The organism is Gordonia prachuapensis (assembly GCF_036350515.1).
Lineage (GTDB): Bacteria > Actinomycetota > Actinomycetes > Mycobacteriales > Mycobacteriaceae > Gordonia > Gordonia prachuapensis.
This window is the reverse complement of the sequence record NZ_JAZDUE010000010.1, coordinates 123995-146729: the sequence shown is the minus strand read 5'-3', so window position 1 is coordinate 146729 and position 22735 is coordinate 123995. Positions and strand designations below refer to the sequence as shown.

The window sequence follows — 22735 nt, the reverse complement described above, 5'->3', positions numbered from 1 at the left end:
GATGTTACGCATCAGTTCTCACCCGCCTCAGGTCCGTTCGACGGTCGGGTGGCCGCCGGTCCCGTCGGCGGCGCCGACTCCGCACCGGACTCCAGCTGCGGATCCGGGTTGCCCTGGTTGGTGCCGGGCGCCGGGTAGCGCTGCAGTTTGTTGTTGCTCATGATGCCGAACGGCAGCACCGGCAGCAGCGGCTCGAGCACACCGTCGGTGATCTGCTTGCCGATGTCCTCACACTGAGTGATCAGCGGGTTGAGGGTGGTGCTGAACTGTTCGGCGGCCGGGTTGCCGTCGAGCAGCTTGCCCAGGTCGAGCAGTCGGCACTGCGCACCGATCAGATCCTGCAGATCCGGGATCGTCAGGCGCATGGCCAACGTGCCGGACTCCGCGTCGTAGGCGTTGATCAGGTTGCTGATCGTCACCGGCAGAACGGTCAGGATCTCCTTGAGGTGGTCCTTGGTGTCGAGCAGCGCCTGCGTGGTGGGCTGCAGACCGCGGACGGTGTCCCCGAGCAGTTGCCGGTTGTCCTGGACGAACGTCGCGACGTCGCCGAGAGCGATCGACAGCTTGTTCAGCGACGCCGACAACTGGTTGCGCTCCCCGGCGAGGAACTGGTTGAACGAGGCCATCTGGCGGTTGAACTGACGCACCTGCGCGTCGTTCTCGCGCAGCGCGCCGACGAACACGTCGAGATTCTTGACCGTGTCGACGATGTTGCCGCGCGAGTTGCTCAGCGTGGTGGTGGCGCGGGAGAGCTGCTCGATGGTCGCTCCGAGCTTCTCGCCGTTGCCCTCGAGGTTGTCGGCGCCGGTCGCGACGAGGTCGCTGACCGCGCCGTCGCGGTTCGCACCCTCGGGGCCGAGCGCCTCGGACAGCTCCTGCACGCTGGCGTAGATCTGGTCGACCTCCACCGGGACCATCGTCTGGTCGAGCGAGAGCGTGATGTCGTCGGGGGCCTTCTCCCCGCCGGTGTAGGCCGGGGTCAGCTGCACGTAGCGGTCGGCGACCACCGACGGGATGATCTGCACCGCACGCACATCGGCGGGCAGGTCGACACCGCGGTTGACGGTCATCGTGACCTTCACGGTGTCGCCCTGTGGGGTCACCTCGTCGACCTTGCCGACCTCGACGCCGAGGACCCGAACGTCGGAGCCGGAGTAGATACCGACGCTGCGCGCGAAGGTCGCGGTGATCTTGGTGGTCCCGATCATCGAGAAGGCCCACCACAGCACGCCCGCGACGATCAGGGCGACGATCACCCCGAGCACGAGCATCACGATGTGACGGGGGGTGAACCAGCGCCCCGGACCGGAGGTGCGGGTGAGGTCGGGAGCTGTCATCAGCCGGCCTCCGTTCCGCCGTTGTTCTGCAGGACCTTCTTGTTGGGTGGCCGGGTGGTGTTCTGCTGCGGCAGCGCCGGCGGCAGCAGGTTGGTGACCACCGACTCGAACCAGCGTCCGTTGCCGAGCACGTTGGCGTACAGCCGGTAGAACGGCGCCATGTAGGTGATCGTCTCGCGGAGGTTCTGGTTCTGTTCGGTCAGCAGCTCGTTGACCTGTTGCAGAGACTCGAGCGCCGGGCCGATCTGCTCCTGGTTGTCGCGGACGATGCCCGACAGCGAATCAGATAGGGCCGTGGTGGTGGACAACAGGTTGGAGATCGCCTGCTGGCGATTGTTGAGTTCGTCGAGGAGCTGCCCCGCGCCGGCGATCAATCGGACGAACTCCTCGTTGCGGTCGGCCAGGATCTGCGAGGTCGACTTGGTCGCCTCGAGCAGCCGCTGCACCTCCGCGTCCCGGCTCGCGATGGTCTCCGAGAGCCGCGACAGTCCGTCGAGCGACGGGCCGATGTCGCCGGCGGTGCCGGAGAACGCGTCGCGCAGCGACTCCATCGAGTCGGCGAGCTGCGTGGTGTCGAGCTCCTCCACCTGGTCGGCCGCGTCGGAGAACGCCTCGATGACGTCGTAGGGCGACACGGTGTCGGTGAGCACGACGTCGGGGTCGGCCGGTTCGGTGCCCTGCGGGTTCAGCCCCAGATACTTCTGACCGAGGATGGTCTTGATCTGGATCGACGCCTGGGTCTGGTTGCCGATCCAGGTGTTGGTCACGCGGAAATCCACGTCCACGTGGTCGCCGTCGAGGCTCACGCCGTCGACGGTGCCCACCTTGACGCCCGCGACGCGCACCTCGGCGCCCGGCTTGAGGCCGGCCGCCTCGGTGAACTGGGCGGTGTAGCGGGCGGCCGCCCCGACCAGTGGCAGCGAGTTCAGGAAGAACGCCGACACCGCGGTCATCAGGATGATGAGGATGCCGATCGCGCCGATGCTGACCGGGCTGCGTCGCCCGCCGAAGCGGCGGTGCGGGTGCTGTTCGTCGGCGGGCTGGTCCGGCCCGTCCGGGTTCTGCCCATCCCGGTTGTGATTGTCGTCAGCCACAGGTCAGCCCCCCGGCCTTTCGTCTTTCCAGCAGCGGGTGGCAGCGCTGGTGTAGAGCACGTGATTGATGTCGGGCAGCGGGATCAGCGGCTGGGTCAGCAGCGTCGACTTGCCGTTGCCGGCCACCACGTCGATGCCGCACAGATAGAACTGGAACCACGAACCGAATGACGCCGCCCGGCCGATCTTCTGCAGCTTCACCGGCAGGTTCGTCAGGATCTCGGTCACGTCGTCGTCGCGGGCGTTGATCTGGTCGGCGAGCGACTTCAGACCGGCGATGTCGCCCTGGATCGCCGGGCGGGTGGGCTGCAGGATCGACGCCGTCACCGCGGTCAGGTTCGACACCGACTCGATGGCCGACCCGACCGACCCGCGCTGCGCGGCCAGCCCCGTCACCAGCTGCTCGGTGTTGTCGAGCAGTGCGGTGAACTGGTCGTCGTTTCGGTTCACGGTGTCGAGCACGGAGGTCAGGTTGGTGATCAGCTCCCCGATGACCCGGTCCTTGTCGGCGATCGCATTGGTCAGCTCGGAGGTGCTGCTGATCAGCTGCGAGATGGTGCCGCTCTCCCCCTGGAACACCTTGATGATCTGATCGGACAGCGTGTTCACGTCGGCCGCGGACAATTCACGGAACAGTGGTTTGAACCCGTTGAACAGTTCGGTGAGGTTGACCGCGGGGTGCGTGTTCTCGGCGCCGTTGGTGCCGAACGTGTAGCCCGTGCTCACGGTCCTGTCGGGGTCGCCGGCCCCCTTCTCCAGCGCGAGATATCGCAGGCCGGTCAGGTTGCGGTAGCGGATGTAGAGCTGGGTGCCGTCGGGCAGCCGGTCGCGGTCGACGTTGAACTCGACCATCGCCTGGTTGCGTTCGTGCACCCGCACGTCGGTGACCTGCCCGACGCGGACGCCCGCGATCCGGACGTCGTCGCCTGGGTTCAGCATCGCCGCGTCGGAGAAGACCGCCTTGAAGTCGCTGTCGCCGTCGCCGCCGGCGTTGGCGATCGTCAACGCCAACAGACTGGTGGCGATCACGGTGACCACCGCGAAGGTGATCAGCTTGATCAGCGGTCCGGTGATGGATTTCATCGGATGGTGACCTGCGCTCCCTGAAGCGACGCTCCGCCGATCGTGGTGACCCACGTGGGGACCTTCTCGGGATCGGTGCCGTTGGCGCCGCCGTAGATGACCTTCAACTGCTTCACATAATCGGGATCGTCGAACGGATTCCGCGGAATCGCCCCACTCGCCCCGGTGATCGTCCCCGCCGGGGTGGCCGAGAACTGCGGCTGCGGAAGGGTTTCCACGTTGCGCGGACCGGCATTGCGCGACGGTGGCTGATACGAGCCGTCGGCGAGTCCGCCGCCCGGATACTGCGGGAACGGGCGGCCGTCTCGGGCGGGTTCGTAGCAGACCGCGGGCGGGTCACTGTCCAGCAGTCGCGGTTCGTCCTGGTTGGGCAGATAACGGCCGCGCGGGTTGACGAACGTCAGGTTCACCCGCACGCCGGGATTGTCGGTGCCCTGGCCGACGATGGTGCGGGACTCGGGGATCAGGCCCGCGAAGTTGCGGAAGGTGCAGACGAACGTCGGCGACTGCTTCGCGAGACCGACCAGGAACTCCTCGGAGTCGACCGCGAGATCGATCAGGTCGGTCCCGTTCTCCCGCAGGAACGCGGTGGTGTCGGTCGCGGCCACGCCGACCGTCGAGATCAGCGTGCGCAGGTCGCCCTGCCGTTCCACGATGGTGCGGTTGGTGGTGCGGAGGTTGTCGAGGGCGTCGATGACGTCGGGCAGGGCCTCCGAGTACGTCTGCGAGAAACTCGACAGTCCGCGCAGGGTGCTCTGCAGCTCCGGCATGTTGTCGTTGAACCGGCGGAAGATCGTGTCGAGTTCCTGGAACGTCACGCCGAGCTGCTCACCGCGACCGTCGAGCGCCTGCGACAGCGACGTCAGGGTGACGTTCAGGTCGGCGGGCGGGATCGCGTCGAGCACCGGCAGGAGGTCGTCGAACAGTTCCTGCAGTTCCTGGGCGTTGCCGCTCTCGTCGGTGTAGATGGTGTCCCCGGAGGCCAGCATCGCGGCCGACGCCTCGTCGGTGGGCACCTGAAGGTCGACGTAGCGCTCACCGAACAACGTCTTCGGCAGAATTCGTGCCGTGGTGTTCTGCGGCAGCTTCGCGGCCATGTCGGGATCGAGACCGAGGGTGACCGCGACCGAGCCGTCGTCGGTGGGCTCGACGTCACGGACCTCGCCGACGAGGACGCCGCGCGCCTTGACGTCGGCGTTCTGCGGCAGCGCGTTGCCGGTCGAATCGGTCTGCAGGGTGACGTCGGTGAACGTGGTGAAGCCGTCGTTGAACTTGGTGATGGTCACCGTGAAGAACAGCGCCACCACCAGGAAGAACACCACTCCGAGCAGCCGGCGACGAAGCGTCGACATCGATCAGCCTCCCACTCGGACGGTCGTCGTGGTCCCCCAGATCGCGAGACCGAGGAAGAAGTCGAGGATGGCGATGAGCACCAACGCCGCTCGCACCGCGTGACCGACGGCCACGCCGACGCCCGCGGGGCCGCCGCTTGCGTAGTAGCCGTAGTAGCAGTGGACCAGGATGATGACGAACGCGAACACCAGGACCTTGCCGAACGACCAGAGCACGTCGGCCGGCGGCAGGAACAGGTTGAAGTAGTGGTCGTAGGAGCCGCCCGACTGGCCCTGGAACACGGTCGTGATGGTTCGTGACGCCAGGTACGCCGACAACAGGCCGAGCACGTAGAGCGGGATGACCGCGATGAATCCGGCGATGACCCGGGTGGACACCAGGAACGGGATCGACGGCACGGCCATCGACTCCAGGGCGTCGATCTCCTCCGAGATCCGCATGGCGCCGAGCTGGGCGGTGAACCCGCAGCCGACCGTCGCCGACAAGGCGAGCCCGGCCACCAGCGGCGCCACCTCGCGGGTGTTCACGTAGGCCGACAGGAAGCCGGTCAGGGCCTGCGACCCGAGCTGATCCAGGGCGGCATAACCCTGCAGTCCGACGACGACGCCGGTGAATCCCGACATCAGCACCATCACGCCGACGGTGCCGCCGATGACCGCGAGGCCGCCCGACCCGAACGCCACCTCGGCGAGCAGGCGCAGCACCTCGCGGGTGTAGTGCACCAGGGTTCGCGGAATCCATGCGAGGGTGCGCCCGTAGAAGGACATCTGCTCGCCGGCGCCGTCGAGCACCTTCAGCGGCTTGCCCAGCTGCTTGCGGGCTTCGTACATGTAGTACTCGGGGCGCGACTTCGCGATGGTCACGCCGCCCTGATCACCGGCCACGCTAGCCCCCCTTCGGCGGAACGATCTGCAGGTAGACCGCAGTGATGATCAGATTGGCCAGGAAGAGCAGCAGGAACGTGATGACCACGCTCTGGTTGACGGCGTCACCCACGCCCTTCGGTCCGCCCTTCGGGTTGAGGCCCTTGTAGGCGGCGACGACACCGGCGAGCACACCGAAGATGGCCGCCTTGACCGTCGAGATGTACAGGTCGGGCAGCTGCGCCAGCGACCCGAACGACGCGAGGTAGGCACCCGGGGTGCCGCCCTGCACGATGACGTTGAAGAAGTAGCCACCACCGATGCCGACGACGGCGACCAGGCCGTTGAGCAGCATCGCCACCAGCACCATCGCGAGCACGCGTGGGACGACGAGGCGCTGGATCGGGTTGATGCCGAGCACCTCCATCGCGTCGATCTCTTCGCGGATCGTGCGCGACCCGAGGTCGGCGGCCACGGCCGAACCCGCGGCGCCCGCGATGAGCAGCGACGTCACCAGCGGCGACCCCTGCTGGATCACCACCAGGACGCTGGCCGCACCCGTGTAGGACTCCGCACCCAGCTGCTTGATCAGTGAGCCGGTCTGCAGGGAGACGATCGCACCGAACGGGATGGCGATCAGCGCGGTCGGCAGGATCGTGACACTCGCGATGAACCAGGCCTGCTGGATGAACTCCCGCAACTGAAACGGGCGCACGAAGGACTGCCGCGCGACATCGACGAAGAGCTGCACGATGTTGCCGGTCTGGGCGAGCGCGCCCGTTCCGGCCTGAGCTATCCGATCAACGCCACGCGTGGTGGCACTGCTCATCCTTATTGACTCCGACCGTCGTTGGGCTGCTGGTGGCGGCCGGTCTCGATGGGCTGGGTCACCGTGGCATCCCCGACGGGCGGAGTGGCCCAGCTCTGAGTCGGCGCGTCACTACCCGGGTAGTCGTCGCCTCCGGCAGAGGTCCATTCCCCCGACCCCTGTCCGGCACCCACGGCGACGGTCTGCTGCTCGTCGTGGTGTGCCTGCATTTCATCGCGCATCCGGTCTTCTTCCTCCATGCTGCGCCGGATGGCGTCCTGCGCGTTCGGCGGCAGGGTGTGCAGCAGCTCGTGCACCCGCTCGCGGTGGCGCGCGATGGCCTTGCGTTCGGGCATGCCCGGATTGGGCTGCACCTGCGGGATGATCTCGGAGAAGTCGTCCTTGGTGCCGCCACCGCCGATGCCGGCGGCCTGCATGGCCTCTTCCTGCTTCTGGACGGCCTCGTCCTTCTCCTCGGACATGCCGATCGGACCGAAACGGTCACCGGAGAGGAACTGCTTGACCACAGGCTGCTCGGACGTCAGCAGCTGCTCGCGCGGACCGAACATGACCAGTTCCTTGCGGAACAGCATGCCGATGTTGTCCGGGATGGTCCGGGCGATGTTGATGTTGTGCGTGACGATCAGGATCGTCGCGTCGATCTGCGCGTTGATGTCGATCAACAGCTGCGAGATGTACGCGGTACGAACGGGATCCAGACCCGAGTCCGGCTCGTCGCAGAGGATGATCTGCGGGTCGAGCACCAGGGCGCGGGCAAGGCCGGCGCGCTTGCGCATACCGCCGGAGATCTCACCGGGCAGCTTGTCCTCGGCGCCGGCCAGACCGACCAGGTCGATCTTCTCCATCACGATGTCGCGGACTTCGTCTTCCTTCTTCTTCGTGTGCTCACGAAGCGGGAAGGCGATGTTGTCGTAGAGGCTCATCGAGCCGAACAGTGCGCCGTCCTGGAAGAGGACGCCGAACAGCTTGCGGATCTCGTAGAGTTCCTTGGCCGAGCACTTGGTGATGTCGGTGCCGTCGATGACCACCGATCCCTGCTCGGGGTGGAGCAGACCGATCAGAGTCTTCAGGAACACCGACTTGCCGGTACCCGACGGACCCAGCAGGGCCGACACCTCCCCCTTGGGGAGCGTCATCGTGACGTCGCGCCAGATGTTCTGCGATCCGAACGACTTGGTGAGCCCCTCGACGCTGACCTCTACACCCACTGCATCCTCCCAGACATTCGCTGCCCCCTGCGGCGGTCGGTGTGACCACACACGTACCGGCGACAATTGTGGTTGGGGTCACTGTAGCCGAGACCCTCAGCAGCTCACATGTGTGCGCGCCACAATCCTGGACGGTTGACCGAACTCCCCCGAGGCCGATCGCCCGCCCTTACCCGCCGGTAACTTGGCTCGCTGGATGAGCGTAGTCGATGCCACCCCGATCGCAAAAGTGCGCCCGTGATCACAATCCCCGACCCTGGGGATACGCAGCCCTCAGGGCCAACCCGTGTCCGCCGGCATCACCTGTGCCGCCCGTCGCCCCCCGATCCCTGAGGAACGAGGCGCTAGCCGAGTGTCTCGAAGGGCCCCTTCGTGACATCCCTCCGCTAGCGCTCCGGGATTCCTCAGGGAGCAGTAGGAAACCTACTCACGCCAGATGCACCAAAAGGCCCCGAGTCCATTGGGCTCGGGGCCTTTCGTGACGCTCGTTGAGAGCGTGGGGTCTTGCTCGGTCAGAGACCTGAGGTCACTTGACCGAAACCTGAGCGCCGGCCTCTTCGAGCTTGGCCTTGGCAGCCTCGGCGGCTTCCTTGTCGACCTTCTCCAGGAGAGCCTTCGGGGCACCCTCGACGAGGTCCTTGGCTTCCTTCAGGCCCAGGCCGGAGACGATCTCGCGGACCACCTTGATGACCTGGATCTTCTTGTCGCCCGCGCCCTCGAGCACGACGTCGAACTCGTCCTGCTCGGCGGCGGCCTCAGCGGCACCACCGGCAGCCGGAGCACCGGCAGCGGCGACGGCGACCGGAGCGGCAGCGGTGACCTCGAAGACCTCTTCGAACTTCTTCACGAAATCGCTGAGCTCCAGCAGGGTCAGTTCCTTGAACTGATCGATGAGCTCGTCAGCGGTGAGCTTCGCCATGGTGGCGTCCTTCCTGTCAGTCCCCGTACGGGGGTGGTTCATCCCCGTACGGTTCGGGGATTGCTTGTGTGCAGCGGGGCCGAATTACTCGGTCTCGCCGGCTTCGTTCTTCTTCTCCTGCAGGGCCGCGGCCAGGCGCGCCACCTGCGAAGCCGGCTGGTTGAACAGGCCGGCAGCCTTTGCCAAGTTGCCCTTCATGGCACCGGCGAGCTTGGCCAACAGAACCTCACGGGTCTCCAGGTCGGCGATCTGTTCGATCTCGCCCACGGACAGCGCGCGGCCGTCCATGTACCCGCCCTTGACCACGAGTGCCTTGTTGTCCTTGGCGAAGTTCTTGATCGCCTTCGCGGCCATCACCGGCTCGCCTTCGATGAAGGCGATCGCGGTCGGTCCGCTGAACAGCTCGTCGAGTCCCTCAACGCCCGCATCTGCTGCGGCACGCTTCACCAGGGTGTTCTTGGCGACGGAGTAGGTTGCGCCCTCACCGAGCGAACGACGCAGTTCGGTGATCTGGCTGACGGACAGGCCACGGTATTCCGTGACAACCGCCGCCGATGAGCCCTTGAACTGCTCGGCGATCTCCGCAACAGCGGCGACCTTTTCGGACTTGGCCATACTTCGCCTCCTCTCTCATCACTAGAGTTGGGTTCAGACCCAACCGGAGCCGAAGAGGCGGGAAACAGCCGTCGAAACGACAAACGCCCCGGCACGCAGAGGTCCGGGGCGCGACATCAGCACGGCCACCGCCGTACTGTCGTTCCTCGTTCTCCCTGCGCGGGCCGCCGACCCTGTCGCCACCTCGATGACGTGAGCCGGACCTTCGATCGGGAGTACCCGATGACCGACGGTCTCTGGTTGAACCGATACGGCACACGGTTGTGTGCCACACCAAGCGAATAGGCTACCTGACCGTGGGTGACGCATCCAAATCGTCGTCGGAGATGCCCGGGCGGGGCCAGGCCGACGAGCGCGCAGCTCGTGCCGCCGATGCCATCACCGACCGCCACCTGAGGCAGCTTGCCTACCTCCCGGGGACCCGTTTGGCGCGGATCGCATGGCCGTCGGGACGCCTGCCCATGGTGGCAGGTAGCTGGCATTACTGGTGGCAGGCCCATGTCGTCGACCTGCTCGTCGACGCCGCGATCCACCGCTGCGCCACCCTGGCCGACGACGTCGATCGTCTGCTGCGCGGCATCCGCCTGCGCAATCTCGGGCGCTGGACGAACAACTACTACGACGACATGGCCTGGCTCGGACTGGCGATCGAACGGGCCGACCGGCATCTGGGTCTGACGTACGACGATGGGCTCGCCACGCTGGTCACTCAGATGGTCGAGGCATGGATGCCGGCGCGCGGCGGCGGCATCCCGTGGCGAAAGCCCGACGTGTTCTTCAACGCCCCCGCCAACGGCCCGGCGGCCATCCTGCTGGCGCGTGCCGGCGAGGTCGAGCGGGCGACGGCGATGGCCGACTGGATGGACCACACCCTGGTCGACGACGACTCCCATCTGGTGATCGACGGGGTCAAACCTCTCGCCGGGGGCGGCTTCGAGCGGGTCACCGCCATCTACACCTACTGCCAGGGCGTGGTCCTGGGCACCGAACTCGAACTGCTTCGACTGACCGGGGAGCCCGTTCACGCCGACCGTCTCGACCGACTGCTGGGCGCGGTGGAGACGCGCCTGTGTGACGACGGTGTGATCCCCGGAGCGGGCGGCGGCGACGGTGGCCTGTTCTCCGGGATTCTGGCCCGATACCTGGCGTTGGTCGCCACGGATCTGCCACGAGGTCCTGCAACCGACGGACTCCGCCGTCGTGCGACCGCGCTTGTCACGACGAGCGCGGACGCGGCCTGGACGCACCGTTATGACACCGAGAGCGGGCCCGTGTTCGGTCCCGACTGGCGCACACCCGCGCACCCACCGTCGGTCGGCGGCGGAAAAGCCCAGCTCATCGGTGGTGCAGTGCACTCGTCGGAGGTGCCGGAACGAGATCTGTCGGTCCAGTTGTCCGCCTGGATGGTGCTCGAAGCGGCGGCCGCCATCGAACTCGGGTCACGCGAGCATGATGAAACCGACGCCCCCTAGTTAGCGATCCGATATCGGCGCTCAGCTATCCTCGTCCGGCGAGGTGACGAACGCCACACCTATGGTGTGGGTCTCACCTCGTCGTCGACACACCGCAGGTGTCGACGACGAGCCGGCGACGACGCCCGCGATAGATCGGTGGGTCTCGCCCCGGAGGCAGGGTGATGCACCATGACGTACCGATTGGACCACGACCACGCCACGGCCCCGCGACGCCGAACGGGCCGGATAGGCGCCCCGCATTTCGGGTCGCTCCCGCTCGGTGATCCCACCGGCGGCGCCGACGCCATCCGCTGGCGCGAGCAGGTCGACGGCAAGCCGCTCTATCCCCGCGTGTCGATCCAGCGTGACGTCGTGCTCACCATGAGCGACGGCGTCCGGCTGCGGGCGACCGTGGTGCGGCCGGCCAACCGTTTCGGGCAGACCGTCCTCACCCCGTATCCCGCCGTCGTCAACATCAACCCCTACAACCGGCTCGCCGTCGACGTCCTCGACCACACCCTGCACGCACCGGTGCTCGGCAAGGCGCTGCGCACCGCGTCGGCGTCGGTGGACGGCACCGGAACCGGCCTCGAAGGCCTCACCACGCTGACCAAGACCCTGTCCGGCGGCGTGTTCGACGTGTTCGGCGTCAACCGCAACCTGGTGCGAAGCGGCTACGTGCAGGTGATCGTCGACGTCCGCGGCACCGGCGCCAGCCAGGGCAAATGGCAAATCCTCGGCGAACGTGAACAGCAGGACTCGGTCGAGATCATCGACTGGACCGCCGACCAGGACTGGTGCGACGGCAGCGTGGGGCTCGCCGGCTGGTCGTACTCGGCGATCAATTCGCTGCAGGCCGCCGACAAACGACCACCTGCTCTGAAGGCCGTCTTCGCGGTCGAGGGCTGCGACGACATCGTCCGCGACATCTACATCACCGGCGGGATGCCGTCGGCGTTCATCCCTGCCTGGCTGTCGGTGGTGAACCTGCTCAAGTGGGTGCCCAACCCGAGCAGCCCGATCCGGGACGTGTTGCGCGGCGACACGCTGCGCTGGGCGCGGGACCGGATCAAGTCGCCCGCCACCGAGATCGGCTCGCTGATGTGGGGCTTCCTCACCGCCCGCGACGACCGCATCTTCGACGACCCGTACTTCGACGAACGTGATCCGCAGGTGGATCGTATCGAGGCACCCACGTTCACCGTCGGTGCCTGGCACGACCTGTTCGGCCGCAGCGCCACCGGTATCTATGAGCGACTGCAGATGGAGCCGGGCCGTAAGCAGATGCTCGTCGGCGACGGCTATCACGTCGACGTCGGCTCCGGCTATGGCGACAAGAGCTCGCCACCCCGACTCGACGTACTGGAGCGGGCCTGGTTCGACCGGTGGCTCAAGGGCCATCGCAACGGTGTCGAGTACTACGGGCCGGTCACCATGCGGCAGCAGGGCGGTTCGTGGACGTCCGGGCCGAGTTTCCCCCGGCCCGGGGTGCGGCCGCAGCGCCTCTACCTGAGCGCCGCCCCGTCGGGGTCGGCCGAGCACGCCGTGCACGACGGCACGTTGCGTCGGGAACCGGTCGATCACCAGACGTCGCTGCACGTGCAGCCGGACGTGCGCGGCGCGGTGTCGCGCGACATGTCGCAGGTGACCGCGGGCGCGGCGATCGCACTCGGCAAGTCCTTCACCGTCGACGCCCGCTATCAGGAGCGCGGCGGGTTGTCGTTCACCACCGAGGCGGTGTCGGAGTCGACCACGATCAGCGGTCCGATGAATCTGCGGCTCAACGTCGCCACCACCGCGCACGAGGCGATCTGGGCGGTGACGGTGAACGACGTCGCACCCGACGGCACGTCGACGGTGCTGACCAACGGGGCGCTGTCCGCATCGAATCGGGCCGTCGACCGCTCGCAGTCCACCTACACCGCCGACGGCAGCCTGCTCTCCGCGCACCACTATCTCTCGCGCAAGCGCAAGCTGCCGGTCCCGGCAGACGAACCGGTGCGCATCGACGTCGACCTGGTGCCGACCGACGCCGTCCTCGAAGCGGGCCATCGACTGCGAGTCGACGTGTACGCGGCCAGCTTCCCGCGGTATCTCACCGTGGTACCCGACCTGATCAAGGCACGCGGCCGCCGTCAGCGGCTGGTGCTCGACCCGCGTCACCCGAGCTACCTGACGTTCTGCGCGGGCGGGGAGTTCTAAGAAGTTCACCCACCGACCCCTGAGGAACCCCGGAGCCTGCGGAGGGGTGTCACGAAGGGCGCACCGACGTCCCGGCGGGGCGGCGTGTCACGGATGTGGCACGTCGCGCCGCCGGAAGCCGACCAGCCCGCCGGCGACGAGGACCGCCGCGAGCACCGCCAGGGTGACGACTCCCGGGATCGACGCGTCGGCGGCGGGGACCGCACCGACCGAGTAGAGCGGTGAGGCGCGCAGAATCCAGTCCGGCCAGTCGAGACTGCCGCCGAGGAATGCGATGAACGTGGCGTAGCCGAGGAGTGCCCACACGATCGGTTGTGCCCGGGGCCGCCAGCCGAACAACGCCGCCGTCAGCGCGCCGAACACCGCGACGGCCGGCAGATAGGCGATCCCCGCGAGCAGGTTGTCGCCGATCTCGCCGGCGTCGTCGAGCTGGATCGCGGCCACCACACCGAGTCCCAGACTGGGCACGAGCAGCACCAGGATCAGGCCCGACGCCACGACCGTGAGGTGTGTCCCCATCCACCGACCACGCGACACCGACTGGGCGAGTACCACTTCCAGCAGACCAGTCTGCTCGTCGGCGCGCATCCGGCCGGCCGCGGAGATGACGTAGCCGCCGGCCATCAACGCGAGGATCGCCATCGTCAGCGCGAGGTAGGTGTCGATGCCGAAGGAGTCGTTGCCGCCGAAAGCCGCACTGAGCTGCGGGTTGGCGGCGATGGCGTCGGCGACCTCCTGCGCGAGGCCGCCGAACACGACGGCCACCGCGAATCCGCCGACCGACCACCCGATGACCGAACCGCGGTGCTCACCGATCACCCGACGGGTGACCGACCGGGTGCGCTCGGCCGCGCGTGCGGGACCCGGGCGCGTGGCGAGCAGACCCGAGCCGAGATCGCGGGTGGCCGCGGCCCGGACGCCGACCGCGACGAGAGTGGCCGCGACAGCCGCGGCCAGCAGTACCGGCCACCATCGTGGGTCGTCGGCAAATGGTCGCGTCTCCTGCTGCCACGCCAACGGCGACAACCACTTCCACGCATTGTCGCCGACGTCGCCGATCGCGCGGGTGATGTAGGCCAGGCCGAGCAACACCATGCTCACGGAGTAGACCCGGCGGGCCCGCCGCTGCCACTGCGCGCCACACAGAGCGATGCCCGTCCACACCGCGCCGAGCAGGAACAGCGAGATCACGTACAGCAGACCACGATCGGCGGCTACCCCCAGCGCCAGCAGCGCGATGAACATGCCCACCGCCGTGAGTGCGAACGCGACGAGCGCGCCGACGACGGCCGCCACATGCGGCGCCCAGGACGCGACCGCTCGCGAACGCATCAGTTCCAGCAGCCCGGATTCCTCCGGGGTGCGGGTGAACCGCACGACGAGGTGGGTGGCCATCAGCGGGAACGCCGCCGCGGCGATGAACGCGAACTCGTTGGCGACCACGCCACCGAGGTTGTCCGCGCCGTACGGTGTCCCGTTGATCGCCGCGATGGCCGCGTCGTCGCCGACCGTTGCGCCGTAGGTGGCCAGCAGCTCCGGCGTGCCGTAGGTGCGATCGATGGCGATCAGCGTGACGACGTACCCGGCGACGACCCCGAGCACCCACGCCAGGTAGACCTTCCACCCCGTGCGCAGTTGCAGGCGGAGCATCGCCGCCATCCCGGAGACGTCGGCCCGGGGGCGGCGCACCTCGGTGCCGGTAGCGGCCACCGCGGTCATGACGGCGCATCGGCCGGGTCGGGCGCGGCCGAATACGAGCTGAGGAACAGTTCGTCGAGACTCGGTGGCCGCACGGTGATCGCGGTGACGCCGGCGGCCAGCACCGTGCTCAGCGCGGTCTCGAGCGTCGCGGCACCGACGTCGAACCGGACGTCGACGCCGTTGTCGCGCTCGGTGACCTCGAGATGGACGACCTGTTCGAGATCGGCCAGGCCGTCCGGGCGTCGACGGGTGTGGGCCTGCACGTGGGTTCTCGAACCGCGGCGCAGTTCGTCGAGTCCGCCGGTGCGCACCGTCTTCCCGTCGCGGATGATGGTCACCTCGTCGGACAGCGCCTCGACCTCGGCGAGGATGTGGCTCGACAGGAGCACCGTCGTGCCCGCGGCGACCCGTTCACGCACGGCGTCCTGGAAGACCTCCTCCATCAGCGGATCGAGTCCCGATGTCGGCTCGTCGAAGATGAGGAGTTCCGCATCGGAGGCGAGCGCGGCGATCAGCGCGACCTTCTGCCGGTTGCCCTTGGAGTACTCCCCGACCTTCTTGGTCTCATCGAGTCCGAATCGCTCGACGAAGTCGGCCCGGCGCCCCTCGTCGAGACCGGCCCCGCCGTGGGCCAGGATGTCGACGCACTCGCCGCCGGTGAGATCCGGCCACAGGGCGACGTCGCCGGGGACGTACGCGATCCGTCGATGTAGACGGACGGCGTTCTTCCACGGGTCGCCGTCGAAGAGCCGGACGTGGCCGGCGTCGGCCCGGATGAGTCCGAGGATCACTCGGATCGTGGTCGATTTTCCCGCACCGTTCGGTCCCAGGAATCCGTGGACGCGGCCGGCCCGGACACATAGGTCCAGACCATCGAGTGCGCGTGTGCGGCCAAACGATTTGGTCAGTCCCTCGACGTCGACGACGACATCCACGGTGCCTCCAGTGTTGGCGTTCTCCCGCTACCTGCGTAATGACCGTACGGCATTCGCGGACGGATTCGGCGTCACCGCGATCGATCACAGGACATCGCTGTCACCGAACATCACCCGGTAGACCAGGCCCGCCTCCGGCCCCATCACGAGCTCGACGAGGTCGGTGAGGGTGATCGCGAAGCCGCGGCCATGGGCGGGGTCGTCGGAGTCGTCGAGATGATGGGCGAGCTCGTGCAGGACCACCAGTTCGCGCAACGCCCACCGGCCGTCCGCCGACGACGGGATCGCGATCTGGGCTTCGCACGCCGACGATGTCCGATACTCGGCCGAGGTGAATCCGCGACGTTCACGCACGGCGACCGGTGCCGTCGTGCGGGGGAACCGGGCCCGCACGGTCGGCATGGCCAACACCCGCGATACGTAGTCGCGGACGGAATCGACGGATGCGAAGCGGGCCTCGCTCGGTAACGTGATCTCGGCGCCGGCGAGTTGGGCGGTGCGGCTCGACCCGGCGCGGTCGAACATGCGATGAACCAGCCGTTCCGCGGCGTAGAGCCGGGCGCGGCCGACGTCGCGTGGCCTCACATTCACCCTCCCGCTGCCCGTGCACGCCGGACCGGTTCATCGTCACGTCCCCGGCTGCGAGACACTACGATCTGACCGGCGCCCACCGGACACCGGGGCAGGGCGAACCGCGGCTGGGCGAAACGGAGGTGGGCGAGGTGAGCTCTCCGTCGCTGGGTGCGCGGACCCGGGCCCGCACCGCCTCGATGCTCGAACGAGCCATGGCCGTTCCCGGTGCCGGGCTCGTCGTGCGGGTGCTGCGCGACCTCGCCGTCAACGACATCACCGACCGTGCGATGACGCTGGCCGCCCAGGCCTTCACCGCGGTGCTGCCGATGGTGATCCTGATGTCGGCGCTGCCAAGTCACGACATGGTCGCCGGCGCCCTCGACGGGCTCGGTATCAATCCGCAGCAGGTCGATCTCACCGACTCGTCCACGCCCGATTCGGTGACCGCTTTCGGTGTGCTCGGCGCCCTGATGGTGGTGGCCGGCGCGACGTCGCTGTCGCGGGCTCTCGGCCGGATGTACGTGTCGATCTGGCGGGTCGCCAAATTGCCACTCTCCGGGTGGTGGCGGTGGGTGGTGGTGATCCTGCTGCTCCCCATCGGCGTGGTGGCCCAGGGATTCGCCGCATCCCTGCACGGCCTCACCGTCACCGGGATGACCGTGGACGGTTACGGGCTCGTCGGCGTGATCCTGGAGATCGCTGCGACCTTCGTCATCTGGACCTCGATGTTCACCCTCCTGCCCCGACTGCTGGTGTCGTCGCAGGTGCCGATGCGACTGCTGGCCCTCAACGGTGCGGTGACCGGCGCGCTCATCACCGTCTTCCTGGTCGGCTCGCGCATCGCGCTGCCGGCGTTCCTCACCGAGACCACCCAGCACTTCGGAACGCTGGGCCTGGTGTTCGCGGCCATCAGCTGGCTGTTCTTCTTCGCCGGGATCGTGGTGGTCTGCGCGATCGTCACCCACTCGCTGGTGACCGACGAGGGCGCGGTCGGCGGGTGGATCCGCACCCACTTCGGGGAGCCACGTCCGTTCGCCGCTCGCCCGGACACCCTCGACGGCCTGCTCGAGAGTCCCCCGCACCCCGCTGCGGATCAGTCCGCTGCCGACCGCTGAGCCGGCGATCACTCCAACGCACCGCGAGGCGCGCCGAACTCCCGGTCGGGGCCGATCTTGGCGCGCCGGCCCGCCCGGTCGCCGGCCCGGCGTGCGGCCTCCGAATAGCCGGCCGATGCGCTCGACGGACGCCACGTGCCCCGCGCTTTCGACTCCGAACGGTAGAAGTCGGAGACCTCGATCTCTTTGTCGCGCAGCGCCACCGCCGTCGACGACGGACGGTGCGCCTCCTCGGGGTCGGCGCCGAGTGCGTCGGCCCGCGCCTGCTCGCGGGCCTCGTTCAGCCGTTTGCCGATCCGTTCGGCGAAGGCCGACTGGAAGTTGAGTCGCGCCGTGATCGGCGACAGCGGCTTGGTCTCGATGACGCGGCGTGCGCGCCAGCCCGACCCGCGCGTGACGACCCGCGAGAACTCCTCGTCCTTGTAGGTACCCGATCGCAGGTAGGCGTCGCTGGCCGCGACCATCTGCACCACCAACGAGGTGTAGAGCGTCTCGCAGGTGTCGATGTCGGCTGGGAAACCATAGGCGACCACGTACGTCGAGTTACCCGCGACGTCGACCGTGATGTCGTTGGCGCGGGCGATGGCCACGAACAGTTGCACGTAGGTGCGCAGTCCGCGTTTGCCCTTCTCCCCGATCGTGACCTGCCGCGACACCGGCACCGTGGCCCGACGACCGGCCGGATCATGCGATCGGGCGACGGCGAGATCGATCGACGCAGCGGTCGCCAGACGCTGTGCGGCCTGCATGAAGGTCTCGGCCTCGTGCGGGTTGTCGGTGCCCTCGGCCTGATTGAGCAGAGCGGCGATACGGGTGAGCAGCTTGTCATCGCGCATATCTTTCAGACTATCCAGCGGCCCGATCGGTTCCCCTGTTCTCGTTCCTCCCCCCGAAATCCGTTCCTCCCCCAGAAACGTGCGGAGAGTTTGCGAAGACCGGGAGGACGAACCGGGCCAAAGCAATCCGGCACAATTTCTGTCGTGTCACTGATCGATGACCCCGCCGGGTTCTCCTATCCCTGCAACGACCCCGAGGCGAAGGTCGTCTGGGCGCTGCGCAAGGTCGAGGTGTCACCGGACGGAACGGAGACGCCGTCGCAGCTCTACCGGGTCAGCGGGCGCGTCGAGATCGAGCGGATCATCGACGACCACATGCAGCGCGCCGGCGCCGACCTGACCGACGTGGCCGGCACCCTGTGGACCCGCAGCCTGCGCCTCCGTGACGGCGGCCGCATCGAGTTCTGGATCATCCTGGAGGTCATCGACTGGCGTTGCCTGGACTGCGGGTGGAACCTCCAGCGCGTCGACGAGTACTACATGGTGCACGACGAACTCTGGCTCAGCGTCGTGCCCGACCGCAAGGGCCTCCTCTGCGTCGGCTGCCTCGAGGACCGTCTGGGCCGAGAACTGAACGCGGCCGACTTCCCCACCGGCCGGAGCATCGACGGCCGCTACACCGAGCGGCTGTGGGATCGGGTGAATCGAGCGGGGCCGAACGTTTGAGTGGCGTGACGCTTATTCGGCCGGCGCCCACCGAGCGATGTCGTCGTCGGTGATCGCCCGCTCTTGTTCGGGCCGCTGCGTCATGCGGATGTTGTTGCCGAACGGGTCCCGGAACGCGCAGTCGATCCCGTACGGCTGATCCTCGGGTTCCTGGGTGAACTCCACGCCCTTGGCGAGGAGGTCGGCGTAGGTGGCGCGGCAGTCGTCGGTGGAGAGGATCGTCGCGGGCATCGCGCCCTGGGTGACGAGTTCACGCACCCGCGTCGCCGCGTCCTCCGCGAGCGCCGGCGGGCCCGGCCGTTCGAGCAGGATCTGCCGGCCCGGATCACCGGGGGCATGGATGGTGAGCCACCGCATGAATCCCATGTCGACGTCGGTGTCGACGACGAATCCCAGTTTGCCGACGTAGAACTCGAGGGCCGCGTCCTGATCGAGCACGTAGATGGAGTGGATGCTGATTCCGTTGATCATGCCGACGACGTTACGACCGCGTCCGCACGCGACGCTTCTCCGAAACTGCTGAGATCAGCCGGACCGGTCGCCGCGGCAGGCCTGGTCCACTCGCGGACAAAGCAGGACGGCACCGGAACTGGCACCGCGGACCTGCGATAGGCGGTGGGGCTACGGCCGATGATCGCGGTGAACGTCCGGCTGAACGTACCGAGACTGTCGTAACCGACGGCCAGCGCGACATCGGTCACCGACATCTGCCGCCGCAGCATCGCACACGCCCGTTCCATGCGACGCCGCTGCAGATAGCGATGTGGCGTCTCGCCGAACAGATTCCGGAATCGTCGGGTGAAGTGCGCGGGCGACATCACCGCGATGGCGGCCAGGGTGCCGACGTCGAGGGGCTCCGCATACGCGCGGTCGATGGCGTCGCGGGCGCGCAGCAGACGACGGTTCTCGTCCTCCCGTGGCGTGTACACCGATCAGTGTTGCTCGCAGGCGATGCCGTCTTTGTCACGGTCGCGCCCGGACGCGTTGGCGTCGTACAGTTCCTGGTCCACGGTGAAGTCGGTGACCGGCACACCCGATGTGGAGTCCACGGCACCGGGCTCGCCGACGCCGTGCGGATAATCGGCGTTCAGCTCGTCGCAGTCGGAGTAGACCGTCACGGCACTGGCCGGCGCGATCGACACAGCCGGCCCGAGCACCAGTGCTGCGATCGCCATCGCACCCATCATCGATCTGCGCACCCGTCGCATGACAACCCTCTTCCGGACATCCTCGTCGACTGAATCAACGGTAACCGGATCCGACGCCGGGGCGGTCGGGTTGCGTGGGAGTTCGTTCGAACGCCGTACGGCTACAACCCGAATTTGGCCTGCATGCCGCGCAGCGTCTCGGCCGACTTCATCAGCCCGGCGAGTTCGTCGTCGGACATCGGCATCTCCAGGCGGGTCTGCGCCCCGGCCCGATCGACGACGGTCGGCAGCGAGAGGCACACGTCGTCGAGACCCTCGTAACCGGCCGCCACGGTCGACACCGGGAGGACGCGGTGTTCGTCGTTGAGCACGGCCTCGACGATGCGGGCGGTCGCCAGCCCGATCGCGTTGTTCGTCGCGCCCTTGCCCTCGATGATCTTGTAGGCCGCGTGCACCACCTCGTGGTGGATACGGTCACGGGCCGCGGCGTCGATCGGTTCGCCGCCGGGCAGCGGCTTCCAATGGGTCAACGGCACGCCGCCGATGGTCGCCGAACTCCACAGCGGGATCTCGCTGTCGCCGTGCTCGCCGACGATGTAGGCGTGCACGTTCTGCACCGCGACGTCGCAGTGTTGGGCGATCAGCCACCGCAGCCTCGACGAGTCGAGCACCGTTCCGGAGCCGAAGACCTGGGAGTTGGGCAGCCCGCTGAATTTCAGCGCCGCGTAGGTGACGAGGTCCACCGGATTGGTGACCATGATGTAGACGGCGTTCGGCGCCACCTCCAGCACCCCCGGCATGATCTTCTTCGTCAAACCGACTGTGGCCTCGGCCAATTCGAGACGAGACTGTCCGGGTTTCTGCTTCGCCCCCGCGGTGAACACCACCACATCCGCGTCGGCGCACACCGCGACGTCGTCGTCACCGATGACGTCGGCGCGCGGCACGAACTCCAGCCCGTGCGACATGTCGAGCACCTCGGCGGTGACCTTCGCCGTGTTGATGTCCATGAGCGCGATGGTCCGCGCGACACCGCGGATCAACGACGCGTAGGCGACGGCGGTACCGACCGCCCCCGCTCCGATGATGGCCAGCTTCGTCGGTCTCGCATCCATCAGATATCTCCACCTGTCGTCGCAGTCCGTTGTGAGCAGGGCGTCGGTGCGTTGTCGCACTGATCTCCGTCTTATCGGATTTTGTTGCGCGACGCTGCACAAACCCCGATGTCGTCGCCCAACGTTCACACGTCGTCGCCGACGGACGAGACGACACAAGGGGCGACCACGAAATCGTGGTCGCCCCTTGTCGGTGGGTCGTGTTAGATCAGGCCTGCGCCGCCTCAGTGAAGTTGCGGGTCACAGCCGGGTCGACCGGGATGCCCGGGCCCGTGTTGGTGGAGACGGTGACCTTCTTGATGTAGCGGCCCTTGGCGGCCGACGGCTTCGCACGCATGATCTCGTCGAACGCCGCGCCGTAGTTCTCGGCCAACTTCTCAGCGCCGAACGACGCCTTGCCGATGACGAAGTGCAGGTTCGAGGCCTTGTCGACGCGGAAGGTGATCTTGCCGCCCTTGATGTCGTTGACGGCCTTGGTGACGTCGGTGGTCACGGTGCCGGTCTTCGGGTTCGGCATGAGGCCACGCGGTCCGAGGACACGCGCGATGCGGCCGACCTTGGCCATCTGGTCCGGGGTGGCGATCGCGGCGTCGAAGTCGAGCCAGCCGCCCTGGATCTTCTCGATCAGGTCCTCGGCGCCGACCTCGTCGGCTCCGGCGGCCACGGCCTCGGCGGCCTTGTCGCCGGCGGCGAACACGATCACGCGGGCGGTCTTACCGGTGCCGTTGGGCAGGTTGACGGTGCCGCGGACCATCTGGTCGGCCTTGCGCGGGTCGACGCCCAGCCGCATGGCGACCTCGACGGTCGAATCGGTGTTCTTGGACGACGTGTCCTTGGCGAGCTGCGCAGCTTCCAGCGGGCTGTACAGCTTGCTCTTGTCGACCTGTTCCGCGGCGGCGCGGTAGGCCTTGCTCTTCTGTGCCATTGCTCTGTTCTTTCTCCGTGTTGGTGATTCGGGTTGGTGGTTGATGGGCCGAGCCGGCCCTCCCACGCTTTCTCTGTGTCCCTCGCTGATCGAGTAGCGGACTTCCCTCGCTGATCGAGTAGCGGGACTTCTCCTCGCTGATCGAGTAGCTGCGAGCCGCTAGGCGAGCAGCGTATCGAGATCAGGTATCGAGATCTCTCAGCCGTCGACCGTGATCCCCATCGACCGAGCAGTACCGGCGATGATCTTCGCGGCCTGGTCGATGTCGGTGGCGTTGAGGTCTTCCTGCTTGGTCTTGGCGATCTCACGGACCTGGTCCATGCTCACCTTGCCGACCTTGTTGGTGTGCGGCTCGCCCGAGCCCTTCTGCAGGCCGGCGGCCTTCAGCAGGAGCTTTGCGGCGGGCGGGGTCTTCAACTTGAAGTCGAAGGACCGGTCTTCGTAGACCGAGATCTCGACCGGCACGACGTTGCCGCGCTGCGACTCGGTCGCCGCGTTGTACGCCTTGCAGAACTCCATGATGTTCACGCCGTGCTGACCGAGCGCCGGACCGACGGGCGGAGCCGGGTTGGCCTGGCCTGCCTGGATCTGGAGCTTGATGATCCCGGCGAGCTTCTTCTTCTTGGGAGGCATCTCTGTTCCTTGTTTGTTCCTTGCAAATCCACGTCCGCTGGAGACGTGAAAGTCTTGTGTGCGGCCCTTCGTGACGCCCGCTCGTTCCTCGCGGGCTCCTCAGGGACCGGGGTTCACCGTTCCCTGAGGAG

23 protein-coding genes are annotated in these 22735 nt (G+C 67.5%); 4 read left to right on the top strand and 19 right to left on the bottom strand.

Features of this window, described 5'->3' with window-relative positions:
• Nucleotides 1-11: 11 nt before the first annotated feature.
• The 9 genes from V1Y59_RS13665 to rplJ all read right to left on the bottom strand — a co-directional run bounded on the left by V1Y59_RS13665 (nucleotide 12) and on the right by rplJ (nucleotide 9301).
• Complete coding sequence (locus tag V1Y59_RS13665) at nucleotides 12-1337, bottom strand: MCE family protein (protein WP_330505510.1); 1326 nt, start codon at nucleotides 1335-1337, stop codon at nucleotides 12-14.
• Nucleotides 1337-2431, bottom strand: a complete 1095-nt coding sequence (locus tag V1Y59_RS13660; protein ID WP_330505509.1) for an MCE family protein — start codon at nucleotides 2429-2431, stop codon at nucleotides 1337-1339. Before V1Y59_RS13660 ends, V1Y59_RS13665 begins: the two co-directional genes overlap by 1 nt.
• Nucleotides 2432-2434: 3 nt before the next feature.
• Nucleotides 2435-3514, bottom strand: coding sequence for an MlaD family protein (locus tag V1Y59_RS13655; RefSeq protein WP_330505508.1), 1080 nt, complete (start codon nucleotides 3512-3514; stop codon nucleotides 2435-2437).
• Nucleotides 3511-4866 carry an MCE family protein gene (locus V1Y59_RS13650; protein WP_330505507.1) on the bottom strand — a complete coding sequence of 452 codons (1356 nt, stop codon included), beginning with the start codon at nucleotides 4864-4866 and terminating at the stop codon, nucleotides 3511-3513. The genes V1Y59_RS13655 and V1Y59_RS13650 overlap by 4 nt, the downstream gene beginning before the upstream one ends.
• Before the next feature lie 3 nt (nucleotides 4867-4869).
• Entirely contained in the window at nucleotides 4870-5697 is an 828-nt protein-coding gene (locus V1Y59_RS13645; protein WP_330505564.1) for an MlaE family ABC transporter permease, read from the bottom strand.
• Between the two features lie 55 nt (nucleotides 5698-5752).
• Nucleotides 5753-6559, bottom strand: coding sequence for an MlaE family ABC transporter permease (locus tag V1Y59_RS13640; RefSeq protein WP_330432936.1), 807 nt, complete (start codon nucleotides 6557-6559; stop codon nucleotides 5753-5755).
• A 2-nt stretch (nucleotides 6560-6561) separates the two neighbouring features.
• Entirely contained in the window at nucleotides 6562-7767 is a 1206-nt protein-coding gene (locus tag V1Y59_RS13635) for an ABC transporter ATP-binding protein (protein WP_330505506.1), read from the bottom strand.
• A 526-nt stretch (nucleotides 7768-8293) separates the two neighbouring features.
• Nucleotides 8294-8686 (bottom strand): 50S ribosomal protein L7/L12, encoded by a 393-nt coding sequence (gene rplL / locus V1Y59_RS13630; RefSeq protein ID WP_330505505.1) that lies wholly within the window; start codon nucleotides 8684-8686, stop codon nucleotides 8294-8296.
• Between the two features lie 84 nt (nucleotides 8687-8770).
• Nucleotides 8771-9301 carry a 50S ribosomal protein L10 gene (gene rplJ / locus V1Y59_RS13625; RefSeq protein WP_330505504.1) on the bottom strand — a complete coding sequence of 177 codons (531 nt, stop codon included), beginning with the start codon at nucleotides 9299-9301 and terminating at the stop codon, nucleotides 8771-8773.
• A 296-nt stretch (nucleotides 9302-9597) separates the two neighbouring features.
• Between rplJ and V1Y59_RS13620 the strand changes: the two genes are divergently transcribed.
• A complete protein-coding gene (locus V1Y59_RS13620) occupies nucleotides 9598-10773 on the top strand; it encodes a glycoside hydrolase family 76 protein (protein WP_431309167.1) in 1176 nt (391 codons plus the stop codon).
• A 171-nt stretch (nucleotides 10774-10944) separates the two neighbouring features.
• On the top strand, nucleotides 10945-12957 hold the full coding sequence (locus tag V1Y59_RS13615; protein WP_330505503.1) for a CocE/NonD family hydrolase: 2013 nt from the start codon (nucleotides 10945-10947) through the stop codon (nucleotides 12955-12957).
• Nucleotides 12958-13044: 87 nt separating this feature from the next.
• Here V1Y59_RS13615 and V1Y59_RS13610 read toward each other — a convergent pair whose 3' ends face one another.
• The 3 genes from V1Y59_RS13610 to V1Y59_RS13600 form a co-directional block, all read right to left on the bottom strand.
• Nucleotides 13045-14676, bottom strand: a complete 1632-nt coding sequence (locus tag V1Y59_RS13610) for an ABC transporter permease (protein WP_330505502.1) — start codon at nucleotides 14674-14676, stop codon at nucleotides 13045-13047.
• Entirely contained in the window at nucleotides 14673-15593 is a 921-nt protein-coding gene (locus V1Y59_RS13605; RefSeq protein ID WP_330505501.1) for an ABC transporter ATP-binding protein, read from the bottom strand. Before V1Y59_RS13605 ends, V1Y59_RS13610 begins: the two co-directional genes overlap by 4 nt.
• An 84-nt stretch (nucleotides 15594-15677) precedes the next feature.
• Nucleotides 15678-16178, bottom strand: coding sequence for a TIGR04338 family metallohydrolase (locus V1Y59_RS13600; RefSeq protein ID WP_330505500.1), 501 nt, complete (start codon nucleotides 16176-16178; stop codon nucleotides 15678-15680).
• Between the two features lie 137 nt (nucleotides 16179-16315).
• Between V1Y59_RS13600 and V1Y59_RS13595 the strand changes: the two genes are divergently transcribed.
• On the top strand, nucleotides 16316-17281 hold the full coding sequence (locus tag V1Y59_RS13595; RefSeq protein WP_330505499.1) for a YhjD/YihY/BrkB family envelope integrity protein: 966 nt from the start codon (nucleotides 16316-16318) through the stop codon (nucleotides 17279-17281).
• A gap of 8 nt (nucleotides 17282-17289) precedes the next feature.
• Here V1Y59_RS13595 and V1Y59_RS13590 read toward each other — a convergent pair whose 3' ends face one another.
• Nucleotides 17290-18117 carry a DUF2786 domain-containing protein gene (locus V1Y59_RS13590; protein WP_330505498.1) on the bottom strand — a complete coding sequence of 276 codons (828 nt, stop codon included), beginning with the start codon at nucleotides 18115-18117 and terminating at the stop codon, nucleotides 17290-17292.
• Between the two features lie 144 nt (nucleotides 18118-18261).
• Here V1Y59_RS13590 and V1Y59_RS13585 point away from each other — a divergent pair, with 144 nt between their 5' ends.
• Nucleotides 18262-18783: a hypothetical protein gene (locus tag V1Y59_RS13585; RefSeq protein ID WP_330505497.1), complete on the top strand. Its 522-nt coding sequence runs from the start codon at nucleotides 18262-18264 to the stop codon at nucleotides 18781-18783.
• 12 nt (nucleotides 18784-18795) lie between these two features.
• Here the strand turns inward: V1Y59_RS13585 and V1Y59_RS13580 are convergent, their stop codons facing one another.
• The 6 genes from V1Y59_RS13580 to rplK all read right to left on the bottom strand — a co-directional run bounded on the left by V1Y59_RS13580 (nucleotide 18796) and on the right by rplK (nucleotide 22604).
• Entirely contained in the window at nucleotides 18796-19254 is a 459-nt protein-coding gene (locus V1Y59_RS13580) for a VOC family protein (protein ID WP_330505496.1), read from the bottom strand.
• The gene (locus tag V1Y59_RS13575; RefSeq protein WP_330505495.1) at nucleotides 19251-19712 is read right to left on the bottom strand and encodes an AraC family transcriptional regulator; all 462 of its coding nucleotides are present in this window, start codon (nucleotides 19710-19712) and stop codon (nucleotides 19251-19253) included. Before V1Y59_RS13575 ends, V1Y59_RS13580 begins: the two co-directional genes overlap by 4 nt.
• A 3-nt stretch (nucleotides 19713-19715) precedes the next feature.
• Nucleotides 19716-19958 (bottom strand): excalibur calcium-binding domain-containing protein, encoded by a 243-nt coding sequence (locus V1Y59_RS13570; protein ID WP_431309166.1) that lies wholly within the window; start codon nucleotides 19956-19958, stop codon nucleotides 19716-19718.
• A gap of 134 nt (nucleotides 19959-20092) precedes the next feature.
• The gene (locus tag V1Y59_RS13565; RefSeq protein ID WP_330505493.1) at nucleotides 20093-21046 is read right to left on the bottom strand and encodes an L-lactate dehydrogenase; all 954 of its coding nucleotides are present in this window, start codon (nucleotides 21044-21046) and stop codon (nucleotides 20093-20095) included.
• A gap of 208 nt (nucleotides 21047-21254) precedes the next feature.
• Nucleotides 21255-21971, bottom strand: coding sequence for a 50S ribosomal protein L1 (rplA, locus tag V1Y59_RS13560; protein ID WP_330505492.1), 717 nt, complete (start codon nucleotides 21969-21971; stop codon nucleotides 21255-21257).
• A gap of 198 nt (nucleotides 21972-22169) precedes the next feature.
• Nucleotides 22170-22604: a 50S ribosomal protein L11 gene (rplK, locus tag V1Y59_RS13555; protein WP_330432954.1), complete on the bottom strand. Its 435-nt coding sequence runs from the start codon at nucleotides 22602-22604 to the stop codon at nucleotides 22170-22172.
• Nucleotides 22605-22735 lie beyond the last annotated feature (131 nt).